This is a genomic window from Pseudoalteromonas luteoviolacea H33-S (genome assembly GCF_001625695.1).
Taxonomy (GTDB): domain Bacteria; phylum Pseudomonadota; class Gammaproteobacteria; order Enterobacterales; family Alteromonadaceae; genus Pseudoalteromonas; species Pseudoalteromonas luteoviolacea_B.
In genome coordinates this window covers 190,070-202,814 of record NZ_AUXY01000071.1, presented here as the reverse complement: position 1 = coordinate 202,814, position 12,745 = coordinate 190,070, and the positions used below count along the sequence as shown (strand labels likewise).

Sequence of the window (12,745 nt, the reverse complement as noted above, 5' to 3'; positions counted from 1 at the left end):
CCGCTTTATTCAGCTTTATTCAGCTTTTTTATTCAGGGATGTGATACGAGCTCACTAATTCCTTCATGTATTTTTTAAATGGAAGCGATCCCGTTGTCTCGTGCAATGGTCCAAATTGGTACTTATTATCTTTTGGGATCAGTATCGCCCGATAATACTTTTGATGGGATTGATGTGACAAAGACAAGCTGGTCCACCAGCCGTTTTTCTTAGCAAAGTAAAAAAAGGTGGGTCGGCTTACCACGGCAAAATCGAGCTTTTGCTGTAAAATCAGCTCGAGTAACTCTTTCTCACTTTTAGCATCCACCCTCGTCAGCTTCTCCCTTCGCTCAGCTTCTGCCAACTTGGGGTAATAATAGCCTTCGACGCCGCCATATTTTTTTCCATGCAGCGACGCTTGGCTTTGATAATCAAACGGTTTTTTTATGCTGGAGACAAATTCATCTGTGTCATAAAAAAGCGGGTCACTCCAGACAAACTTTTGCTGATCAACGTCGTCAAACCATAAAGGGTTCACGCCTAATACGGCACCTGCTAACGTGTTCCGTTCAAGTTGCTGCCGGATCTGCTCTTTGCTCATAAACACCAGCTCATATTGCAGCTTAGGCTGAAACTCGTTTAACAGATTGACAATGTCAAAGTACAAGCCCTTTTTATCCGCTAAACTCTCGATATAAGGCGGTTTGTTATGGTAAGTAAACAAACTTAAGCGCTCTAGCTGCTCACTTTTCACACTCATTGATAAAAGGGCAAAGACACCCAGTACAAATAACTTTAGCAACATACACCCTGACAATGACTAAACAGCTCTAGTTATAATTTATCCTGTCGCTGTTTAGTCATCAAGTTTTACACAATAAAGTTAGTTGCAATAACCTTCATTGTACCGAACTAACACTGTTGCCCCTTGGTGCATACCAGATACTTTAAGGTAACCCCAATATTGGCTTTGTCCGGTCAGATTAATACACTCGCTGTTTCCTTCCAATGCAGAACGCGCCTCAACATTGGTGTCGTTGGGCCAGCCTTGGTTACTGTATTCTAAAGTTAAGTCGCCACTGCCATGCGCTGTTTGAATACTAATACTGCCCTGCTCTTGCACATTCTCTAGGCTAAACCACATAGGAGTTTGACTCGCTGCCAAACAAACAGGCGTGCCCGCACTTAACCTGCCGCCAGATAAACCACCTTGGGTAACACACAGATCAGGTAAAGTAGAAGCTGGCGGTGTAAAATCAGCAACCAAGGTTACATTTTCAAAGCGGTTATATCCGCGCAACATGATGAAATAGTCACCGGTTAGTGGCTGCGCGATATCACATCTTTCGGCATTGCCGCCAACATACGGACGACAATCATAACTATCCAGTGTCGGTACTTGTCCTTGTTTAACATACAGGTCGGCATCGCCCGTACCACCTGACGTCGCAATCACTAAATCAGTGGCGCCTGGCGGTAAAGTGAGTTTAAAGTACTTAAATGCATCTTGCTCAGCTGTCACTGTGACAGACTGCCCTTTAAGCAGGGTCACCACGTTATTGGCCGTTTCTGATACTTCTACCGAGGTCGATACACTGGCTTGTGCACCTTGCGGGTCGCTCACGGTTAGCGAAACTGTGTAAGTCCCCTGTGCACTGTAGATATGAGTCGGATTTGCACTGGTACTTTGCGCACCATCACCAAATTGCCATAAATAAGTCAGTACTTGCCCTTCCGGATCTGTACTTCCTTGACTGCTAAACTGGATGTCATTACCAATCGTGCCTGAGTAGGGCCCGTTGATAGATGCAAGGGGCGCTTTATTGTCGTCACTTCCTGCAAGTGCTAATGTCCATTGCGTAAACTCCTGGTCATAGCGCTGTGCCCAATCATCGACTGTTGTCTTGTACCCCGACCAGTTTCCTTCTCTGGTATGGGTAAGCATGACTTTCAACTCTTCAAAGTGGCGTTCAAACATAAAGCGCACCGCTAAGTAGCCCCAACGATAAATTCGGTCTTGATCAAAGCCTGCATACGTCGTCGCAAATATCTCATTCAAACGATAGGTACTGCCATCTTTAATCGTATCGATGGCTGCCTGATTATCATTTAAATTAGCAACATACTCGGCAACCCCTTCACTCCACCAAACAATCGCTTCAGTTGGCGCATTAAAGTCACCATATAAATCAAATCGGCCATCAAGGTAATGTACATACTCATGCTCTAGGTTCCAAACAAAGTGGTCCGCTTTGGCATAGCTTGCCTCATAAGCAATAAAATTAGCCTGATTACCGACTTTACTGGGGTCACCCTCCAAGTACATGCCGCCATTATTGGTATCAATCTTAAAAATCGCTTTAGCATATTTGCCATAGTCACTGCTGCTATCAAAAATATTCACCTGTAACATGGCATTATTGTCATCTGCCACGGGGGTTTGGTTGGTTGCGAGCATTTGATGAAAACGCGTCTCTTCAAGCGCCATAGTCTGACACGCCGAGAGGTGCTGCTGCGCAGTCATATTTTGTGAACGGATCCGAATTGTTGGACTACATTGATGTGTTTGAGACAATGCCTTTTGCGTCAGTGTTTGTTCAAAATTACAAATGCCAAAGGTGTCACAATCAGCGTAATACGTTGCCACATCTGCCGCAGCGAGCCAGATCCCATCTCCATAACCAAAGCTTTCAAAACGGCTAAATAAGTCTTTCAACGCCGTATCAACCGCCGGCTGAATTGGGGCGTTTTTATAGGTTTTTAATCTCGCTAACTCACTGGCAGAGTTGATGATCAGGTATTCAGCATCTGAGCCAATCATCCAGTTTTGCTTTGTAAATTCAGCAAGCATGTTTACCAGCTCACTGTCTGATTGCACCTTAGCCACAAACTCCGTATTCCACTGCCCGCGATACAGTATGGTAAAAATGCCATTTACCGCACTGCGCATATACCATTTATCCGCGTAAGACTGCTGCCACTTTGATAGCCATGCTTTAACAACTGGCAAATAGACATCTTGCATTTCGGAAGAGTCCATTGACGTGATGACTTCTTTCAACACCTTACCATGGGCATCCGAGTTGGTGTAAAAATGCGGACTTTTTACAAACTCGTCTATGGCGGCACGTACATCAGGTTTTAGGCTCGAACCAAAGCTCACAGAGTCATTGTAAAACTCCACATAATAACCTGCACGAATAAATAGAAATAAGGCCTCTAAAGCCGCACTGCCATTGCCGTCATAACTCGTCGCCAATGACTTTGCACGAATTGCTGCTGCACGCATTTTTTCTGTCGTAAATACGGATATTTGAAGGTTACTCGATGCACTAAATAATTCATTAACACAACTTGCGCCTTGCTGCACAACCAGATCAGCAATGCTCGCATCATTCGCTTGCGCCAACAAATTAATGTCACACTGTACGACAGCAGCCTGTGTCTTCATTGTCATAAGGGCAGAATTAAGAACACTCTCCGTGTGATTGAGCAGAGTATTTTGTGCAGTTGGCGCGTTGTCATGCACTGCTTGACCATGCTCATCACCGTGATTTAGGTGTTGCAGTTGAGATGTTTGCAAAGGTTTAAAAGCTCGCTCATTAACTTGATGAGCAAAAGACTGTAAACTACACGCCACTAAGGGTAGCGCTATAGCAAGTGATTGTATTTTCATAATATTACCTTTTAAAATGTGTATCCAAACCCACTAACTGGGCACACTTTTTTAACATGATAGCAATATTGCATACAATATATTTTATATAATATTATTTCATAAATAGCAGGATAAATTCTTTATTTGGATATTTGAAATACCGAATTATTCCTATTGGAATAGCATTGCTTTAACACTTGAAAGCGAGATAAAGCAAATAAAAGCAGGTGGTTATAGAAGTTTTTGGACGAAATATGTCAAAGAGGCAAAGCAGCCATTAAGCGGTGATCGTTTTGGAAAGCCTAGTCAGAGATATTTTTATTTACATATTGAATATTCACCACCCCTTGATTGCGCATAGTCACTAACAGTGTTTGTTTTTCCAATCTCAATGGGTACTCGCCATCCGGTAAATTCTTGCTCGCTAAATTATTTAATCCAGTAATTAAACCTAGAGTTTGTGCCTCATCATGGGAAGGTATATGGACTTGTCCACGGGCCTTAAAATAATCAACGCCTTTATCAACTGCGCCTTCCACGACAGACTTAGCAATTTTTCTGCTTGCTTCATTTTTCAGCGCTTTAAAAAATAATGATTTAAATATAGTTGCGATCATGCCAGTGCCTTAATGCTGAAACTTAACTTTATTGTGACATATGAAATTATTACACTCCATTACACCCACTGATTAAAGCAGCTTTTATATTTAAGATCCGTCACGAATTAGATACAAATCGTTTCTAAATGTTTCCTATATCTACACTTTAAATTGATGTTCATAGTAAGGCCGCTTTTATATCTCGCCAACGCGCACTGTCGATAAGCGGGTCATGCTCTAACTTCATATAATGTGCAGCACCACCAAGTTGGTTAAAACTCGCTACTTTTGCATGGCGTGCAGCACCGTGCGTGATCGCTGCCAATGCGTGTAAACGTGTGAGGCATTGCCCTGGGTCTAATGTACGCTCATCGCAAGAGTAGTTTTTAGGCATGGCTTCAATATCACGCTCAGTGGCAATTTCGGCTAACCGTAATGGGCACAAAGGCTCTCGCGGAAAATCACTGTGCAGACATAAATTGCTGCCGTTGTGTAAAATGCGATTGCAAGGCACAAATAACTCTTCATAGTGATAGTCGTGAACCCATTTATATCCGCATGTTGCCAATCGGCCAATAGCAATGGCTACAGACACCTTTTCATCAAGCCGCTCTAATTGAGATATTTTCATCACCTCGCAGTGATCTACCCGTGCTAGATCGTCTATGTGTGTTTGATAGGTGTGATAAGTAGAAAAACGATGTTTGTCAGAAGTACTTTGAATAAGGTTATCAAACAATAACTCTACAAAGTGGCTTTGCAAAGCCACCTCAAAATGGCTGATCCCACGTTTTTTACCCTGATTTACAATCGTATCAAATGTAGTTGGTAGCGTACCGAGCTGCCCCAATAGCTCCTTATCACTAAACGCCCAAGGTAAAATAGACATGCCTTCTGCATCAACATAACCTAAAGTCTTAATCGACTCGATAAACCCACTAAACGCAGGCGATCTGCCAATGGCACTTTGTTTAATTTTTTCTAACAGCGCACTATTAACAAACGCCATCGAAAAGTTATTACTTACAATACAAACGGGACGGGATAAGGCCAACTCATCCAGTGCAGAAACATTTAAAGCACTTAGGGGTTTGCCCCAATTAAGTAGATAGGGATCTAACCCAAAACAAAAAAGGCAATCACCTTTATCCAAGCTGCTGTTCAAATAATCCAATGTATTAAACACATAGGATAAATTGTAATCGTGCATCACACGCTTAGCACTGCCACATAAGCCAAATAAACCAACATCTGCGTAGCCACGACACAATGCGGACTCTACAAGATAGCTGTGCACAGTAACACAGCTTGGCGTGATCACTTCTCCCTCTTGCAAGCTATGCACTCTTAGCATGTTTGGACGCCTTTTCACATCCTGATAGACCACGTCAAATGTACCTATGTTGAGTAGTTGGCCATTGCAAATTGATAGCGCCTGCACTTTAGAATCTGAGTTTAAGAAGTCTCGATAGATAGCGCCTTCATAACGGCTATCGTACACATCGATAAACATTTCAGTATTCGCACTGGCCGAGCCACTACTGAAGTTTGAAAATACATTAGAGCTATATTTATCTGCCAGTCGATTAAGCCAAGTTTGAATAAACGCGCTTTCCATTGGGTGATTTTGCAGCATGGGATTAAGAAAGTGCATAAAAAGATCACTCCTAAGCCAGTCAAGGAAAGCTCAACGAAACAAGTTCATTAATCGTGTTAACTGTCTAAGGCTAGCCAACTGGTTAAATAAAGAACATTACACCATATTACAGCTGCGCTTATTCTCCATAAATAACGGGCTTAACATGTAGCAATGTGCTTGTCTTGGTTTTTCATGTACACTAGCAACCAAGTGTATTAATCCAGTATTACTTAATTTATTCAGCTACTTGGAAGTACTATGGCGAATTTCTCTACACATTTAAAAGCGTCCACTATTGTCAGCGCGACGCTCAGTTCACTGCTATTGAGCATCGCAGAGGTAAATGGCTTTCAAGCGCTTGGATTATTCATCGTTGGCGCATTAGCTGGGTTATTACCTGATCTTGACTCAGATAAATCTAAATCGCTCAATAGCCTGTTTAGTATTTTTGCCATTCTGGTGGCGGGTATTTTACTGCTGAATTACCAATTTAATTCAGTTATCGAGACCTGGCTCATTGGCGCACTGATCTATGCTGGCTTTATGTATGTGATTAAGCCTATTTTTGAGCACTTTACAGTACATCGCGCCACGTTACACTCAATCTCGGCGGTCATTATGTTTTGCTTGCTCACATTTCATGGCACCATTTTGCTTGGTATGAGCTTACACATCACTGCACTTTGCTGTTTATTTGTGTTTGTCGGTGCAATGACGCATTTAATCCTAGATGAGTGTTACAGCGTCGATATAGACAACAAAGAGCTCAAAGCTTCCTTTGGCACAGCGATGAAACTCATTGATTTAAGATACCCTTTAACTTCTATATCCCAACTAGGGATAACAGCTATGTGCCTATATTTCGCAATGCCTTACTTTGACGATATCTCTTATTTAGTAATGAATTGGCACGACAAATTACAGTCTCTGAACTTTTTACCTGATTTAGACAACCTCTCTTGGCAAAGCTTAATTTCATAAGATGAATTGACGCCTAAGCTTTGTAAACACACGCTATGCAAACAATACTGTACAATTGAATTCGACGCAGTAATTTCGTATAGATGCCAAGTTGTGGTAAGTTACGCGCTCAAAATTATTCGTTACCTTAAATTAAAGGATATCCGATGGCTGAGTTTTTTAATCAAATCAGCGGCCTGTTGTGGGGACATATTCTTATATACCTCCTGATCGCAGCCGGTGTTTTCTTTACAATCCGACTTGGGTTTATTCAATTTGCTCAATTCCCGCATATGGTCAAAGTCATGGCCAATAGCCGAAGCGGCGCCGGTGAAGGTATCTCTTCATTTCAGGCATTTTGTACCTCACTCGCAGCACGTGTTGGCACTGGTAATATGGCCGGTGTGGCGGTCGCCCTTTATTTAGGTGGTGCAGGTGCTATTTTCTGGATGTGGCTTATCGCCTTAATTGGTATGGCTACCAGTTTCGCAGAAAGCGCACTCGCTCAGCTTTATAAAGTAAAAGATGAAGATGGTAACTACCGAGGCGGGCCAGCTTATTACATGCAGTATGGTTTGAACAAGCGCTGGATGGGGATATTATTCTCACTCTGTCTTATCCTTGCTTTTGGCCTAGTATTCAATGCAGTACAATCAAATTCCATTGCGGCAGCATTTGAAGTGGCATTTGATGTACCTAAATATGTAATGGGCATTGTGCTTGTTATTGGTTCTGCGTTCATCATTTTTGGTGGTCTGAAAACCATCGCACGCTTTGCAGAGCTCGTTGTACCATTCATGGCATTAGCTTACCTGTTAGTTGCACTGTACGTCTGTTTTAGCAACTTTGAGCTACTACCAGATGTATTCATGCAGGTGATTAACAGCGCATTCGGTTTAGAGCAAGCAGCTGGCGGTGCAGTAGGCTATGCCGTTATGCAGGCGATGATCCAAGGTATTAAACGCGGCTTGTTCTCGAACGAAGCCGGTATGGGTAGTGCAGCAAATGCAGCAGCCAGTGCAACACCCAACCCAAACCACCCTGCATCACAGGGTTATGTACAAATGCTCGGTGTATTTGTCGATACCATTGTGATCTGTAGTGCAACTGCAGCCCTAGTTTTATTATCAAACCAGCTGGTGCCTGAATCAGGTGTGACCGGTATTGCATTAACACAGGCCGCCCTTGTAGAACATGTTGGTCAATGGGGTGCAATCTTCATTGCCGTTGCTATTTTCTTCTTCGCATTCACATCGATTGTGGCGAACTACAGCTACGCTGAGACAAACCTAATGTTCTTGCAAGAAAACAAGACTGCCATGATGGTATTCCGTCTGTGCGTATTAGGCATGGTAATGTTTGGTGCTGTGGGTGAGCTTGGTCTGATTTGGACACTGGCTGACATCTCAATGGGTATGATGGCCATTGTGAACGTTGCTGCGTTATTCATGTTGTCGGGGATTGTGATCTGGCTTGCCAAAGACTACAAAGCCCAGCTTAAAGAAGGTAAAACACCTAAGTTTGACCCAAGCAGCCGACCTGAAATAGCAAAAACGCTTCCTAAAGGTATTTGGCGCAAGTAAATTACCACTCACCTTTATCTAAAAAAGCGGCAGTTAATCTGCCGCTTTTTTTGTTCTCCTTGTCATTCAAAGCCATTAAATCCACTAACTTATATTAAGAGACCATTAACAACAGGATGAACACCATTCTTAGAAAGACAACAATTGTTATGGTATAACATTTCAAATATAATGCGCGGCAACCGTCACACAAGTGTGAAAAATTGGAGTATGTAATGCAAAGTGATAATCAGCCGATCTCGGCTATTCCAACTAACATCATCACCGGCTTTTTAGGGGTTGGTAAGACCTCCGCAATTAAGCACCTACTTGCGCAAAAGCCTGAGGATGAAAGATGGGCTATCTTAGTCAATGAGTTTGGTGAGATTGGCATTGATGGTAATTTACTCAGCGGCAAAAAAGACGAACAAGTATATATTCGCGAAGTACCCGGTGGGTGTATGTGCTGCGCATCTGGCTTGCCAATGCAAATTGCACTCAATCAACTACTCAGTGAAGCTAAGCCGCACCGCTTACTCATTGAACCCACAGGGCTTGGACATCCCTTAGAAGTACTGCAATTATTATCAAATCAATATTACCAGCAACTACTTAGCCTTGAAAAAGTCATCACCCTAGTCGATGCACGAAATCTTACTGATACCCGCTACACAGAGCATGCCACATTTAATCAGCAAATCGCCATCGCTGATGTCGTGGTTGGCAATAAGCTAGATTTATATCAGGGCACTCAAAAAACACAGCTTGAGCTATTTTTGGCCGAAAAAGGGTTTGATAGTAAGCAATTAGAGTTTTGCTCACACGGACAACTCAGCCCCCAGTGGCTTAGCGGCAAAACAATCAATAACGCAAAACCGCCTTGTCATCACCATCATCACCATGATGCCGATCCCGCAAGAGACATTAACGCAGAGCCTTTCCCTGAAGATGGCTTTCTAAAAGCTCAAAATGAAGGAGAAGGCTTTGTCAGTGTGGGCTGGCGTTTTGCCCCCGAGCAAGTATTTGACCGGGATAAGCTGAGAGTATTTGTCACCAGTGTCGACGCGGAACGTTTAAAGGCGGTGTTTATCACCATGGATGGCATTTTTGGCTACAACAAAACAGCCGATGGCACCACAGAAATAGAACTAGACGAATGTATTGAAAGCCGCATTGAGATCATTGGTGAAAACCTAAGCCCAGACCTTGAAGCTACTCTGCTTACTTGTTTAGTAGCCCATCAATAAACACTTACTGACAATAATTTATTAGATTAATTTCAACAAAACTTTAAACAAAGGAGGAGGTTACAAGCATCCATAAAAACCAGCTGTAAAACAGCTTTAATAAGCGAACCAAAGAAAGAAAATAAAATGAAAACAAACACATCAATACTCATTGCCGCATTTGCAACGCTGGTATTTTCAAGCGTTACCAATGCATCCGCAATAAATCAAACGAAAGGGAACTTTGAAGACAAGTTCCGACAATTAGACGAAGTGTTGCCAACACCAAACGTGTATCGCAATGCTGCGGGGGAGCCAGGGCAACAATACTGGCAACAAAAGGTAGATTATAAGATCAAGGTCTCACTTGATGAGCAAAAACGCCGATTGACAGGTCATGAAAAAATCACCTACCACAACAACTCCCCTTATCGTTTAAAGTACCTTTGGGTGCAGCTCGATCAGAATATCTTTAAAGATGACTCCATTGCCAATATGGCAAACAACTTTGGTGGCGTTGGTCGCCGAGGCCCTTACACCGAGCACGGTGATGAAAATAAGCCAGCAAAAATCAGCTTAGGTGAGCTCAGACGCCAACAGTTTATGACGGACAATGAACTAGGCTATGAAATAAGCGCAGTCACGGATCATCGTGGCAAGAAACTCAGCTTTACCATCGTCGGCACACAAATGCGAATAGACTTACCTAAGCCACTGAAATCAGGTGACTCGGTTAAATTTGCCATTGATTTTGCATTTAACATCGTAGAAGAAGACGCTGTATCTGCCCGCTCAGGATATGAGCACTTTGCTGATGATCCGCGTCCAGGCGGTAACGATATATTCTTGTTAGCGCAGTGGTTCCCAAGACTCCATGCTTACACAGACTATGAAGCATGGACTAACAAAGAGTTTTTAGGCCGTGGTGAATTCACGTTAGAGTTCGGAGATTATGAAGTTGAAATCGATGTGCCTGCCGACCATATTGTCAGTGCCACGGGTGTATTAACCAACCCAAAAGACGTGTTAAGCAAAACCCAGCGTAATCGTTTAAAAGCTGCCAAAACGGCCAAACGCCCAGTCTTTATCGTTACCGAAGAAGAAGCGCTTGAAAACGAAAAAGCGGGCACAAACAAGCGTAAAACTTGGAAGTTTAAAGCAGAAAACGTCCGTGATTTCGCATGGGCGTCATCGCGTAAATTCATGTGGGATGCACGCGGCTACCAGCAAGGCGGTGAAGAGATGCCATTGGTTATGGCCATGTCTTTCTACCCAAAAGAAGGCGGCGCCCTGTGGAAAAAGTACTCAACTGAGTCTGTGATCCACACCATGGAAGTCTATTCACGCTTTTCTTTCGATTACCCCTACCCAACTGCACAATCAGTCAATGGCCCTGTCGGAGGCATGGAATACCCCATGATCACCTTCAATGGTCCACGCACCGAGCTGCAAGACGATGGGACACGTACCTATTCTCAAGCAGAAAAACGCTTTTTAATTGGCGTAGTGATCCATGAGGTCGGGCATATTTATTTTCCGATGATAGTTAACTCTGATGAGCGCCAGTGGACATGGATGGATGAGGGCTTAAACAGCTTTTTAGATGGCGTAGCAGGGCGCGAATGGGATCCAAACATTCCTTGGGGTGTTGAGCCAAGAGACATTGTCGGCTACATGAAATCTGAAAATCAGGTACCAATCATGACGCAATCTGATAGCGTCTTGAATTTAGGCCCCAATGCCTACACTAAGCCCGCTGCCGCATTGAACATTTTGCGTGAAGTGATCCTCGGTCGTGAGCTGTTTGATTTTGCATTTAAAGAGTTCTCAGAGCGGTGGCGATTTAAACGCCCTACCCCATCTGACTTTTTCCGTACCATGGAAGAAGCCTCAGGTGTTGACCTAGACTGGTTCTGGCGCGGTTGGTTCTACTCCACCGATCATGTCGATATCTCCATCGATAAAGTTTATCAGATGCGCTTAGATACTTATGATCCTGACATCGATTTTTCGCGTCAGCGTCAGTTTGAACAAGATAAGCCTTCTTCATTATTTGTTGAACGCAACAAAGCCGAAGGCAAAAAGCTGTGGGTAGAGCTCAACCCAAATATTAAAGACTTTTATGATGACAATGACAGATTCACCGTCACCAATAAAGAGCGCAACGAATACAAAGAGTTCTTGGAATCTCTTAAGCCTTGGGAGCGTAAAACACTTGCCCGCGCACTAGAAGAAGACAAAAACTATTATGTACTGGAGTTTTCGAATATTGGCGGTTTAGTGATGCCGATTTTGCTCGAGCTAACCTATGAAGATGGTAGTAAAGAGAGCCAATATATCCCTGCTGAGATCTGGCGCAGAACGCCTAAGCACGTTCGCAAGCTAATCGTCACCGACAAAGATAAAGTACTGACCAACGTGGTTGTCGACCCTGGTTGGGAAACGGCCGATGTGGATGTAGAAAACAACCACTATCCACGCCGTATCATTCCTTCTCGTGTTGAAGCGTATAAAAAAGCCAAGAGTAAAATCAAGGTCAAACGCGACATCATGCAAGATATCAAAACAGAGCTTAAAAGTGATAAAAAGGAAGTGAGTAATGACTAACTACCTAAATTATTTCATCATTACACTGACTTTATTGCTCAGCGCTGTGGTTTTTGCACATCAACAAAAAGCAGCTGAAACCACGGTTTTATTCAATAAAAACTCAGGCCAATTAGAGATCATGCATCGCTTTTATCTGCACGATACTGAGCATGCGGTCCAGTCTTTATTTGATAAAAAAGCCGATATCCTTAATTCAAAAGCAACCCAACAACAATTTGCAGATTACGTCGCGAAGCACTTTCAGTTGAAAGCACTGAATGACCAGTCAGTCGAATTAACCAATGTAGGTTTTGAAGTTGAAGGTAAGTTTTTTTGGGTTTATCAAGAAACAACTCTACCCAAGGAAGTACAAGGCTTAAAAATGTATAACGGCTCACTGAGAGACCTTTGGCCTGCACAGATCAATATGGTCAACGTGGAAGGCAAAGGCAAGGTACGCACCTTGTACTTTAGCCGCAATGATAAGTGGCTCGTGACCAAGTTTTAGGCCTGAAAACACCTAATGACAATCA

At 43.1% G+C, this 12,745-nt stretch carries 9 protein-coding genes; 5 read left to right on the top strand and 4 right to left on the bottom strand.

Annotated features, from left to right (window positions below; translation table 11 throughout):
- Positions 1-28: 28 nt before the first annotated feature.
- The 4 genes from N477_RS12430 to N477_RS12415 form a co-directional block, all read right to left on the bottom strand.
- A complete protein-coding gene (locus tag N477_RS12430) occupies positions 29-784 on the bottom strand; it encodes a transporter substrate-binding domain-containing protein (protein ID WP_063362085.1) in 756 nt (251 codons plus the stop codon).
- A gap of 78 nt (positions 785-862) precedes the next feature.
- On the bottom strand, positions 863-3,655 hold the full coding sequence (locus N477_RS12425) for a collagenase (RefSeq protein WP_155731881.1): 2,793 nt from the start codon (positions 3,653-3,655) through the stop codon (positions 863-865).
- 284 nt (positions 3,656-3,939) lie between these two features.
- Positions 3,940-4,254 carry a hypothetical protein gene (locus tag N477_RS12420; protein ID WP_063362087.1) on the bottom strand — a complete coding sequence of 105 codons (315 nt, stop codon included), beginning with the start codon at positions 4,252-4,254 and terminating at the stop codon, positions 3,940-3,942.
- A gap of 160 nt (positions 4,255-4,414) precedes the next feature.
- On the bottom strand, positions 4,415-5,890 hold the full coding sequence (locus N477_RS12415; protein ID WP_063379447.1) for a hypothetical protein: 1,476 nt from the start codon (positions 5,888-5,890) through the stop codon (positions 4,415-4,417).
- A gap of 243 nt (positions 5,891-6,133) precedes the next feature.
- Between N477_RS12415 and N477_RS12410 the strand changes: the two genes are divergently transcribed.
- From N477_RS12410 to N477_RS12390, 5 genes are all read left to right on the top strand, one after another.
- Complete coding sequence (locus N477_RS12410) at positions 6,134-6,856, top strand: metal-dependent hydrolase (RefSeq protein ID WP_063362089.1); 723 nt, start codon at positions 6,134-6,136, stop codon at positions 6,854-6,856.
- 146 nt (positions 6,857-7,002) lie between these two features.
- On the top strand, positions 7,003-8,418 hold the full coding sequence (locus N477_RS12405) for an alanine/glycine:cation symporter family protein (RefSeq protein ID WP_063362090.1): 1,416 nt from the start codon (positions 7,003-7,005) through the stop codon (positions 8,416-8,418).
- 215 nt (positions 8,419-8,633) lie between these two features.
- A complete protein-coding gene (locus N477_RS12400; RefSeq protein WP_063362091.1) occupies positions 8,634-9,644 on the top strand; it encodes a CobW family GTP-binding protein in 1,011 nt (336 codons plus the stop codon).
- A gap of 126 nt (positions 9,645-9,770) precedes the next feature.
- Positions 9,771-12,230, top strand: coding sequence for a M1 family metallopeptidase (locus N477_RS12395; protein WP_063362092.1), 2,460 nt, complete (start codon positions 9,771-9,773; stop codon positions 12,228-12,230).
- A complete protein-coding gene (locus N477_RS12390) occupies positions 12,223-12,720 on the top strand; it encodes a DUF6702 family protein (protein ID WP_063362093.1) in 498 nt (165 codons plus the stop codon). The genes N477_RS12395 and N477_RS12390 overlap by 8 nt, the downstream gene beginning before the upstream one ends.
- Positions 12,721-12,745 lie beyond the last annotated feature (25 nt).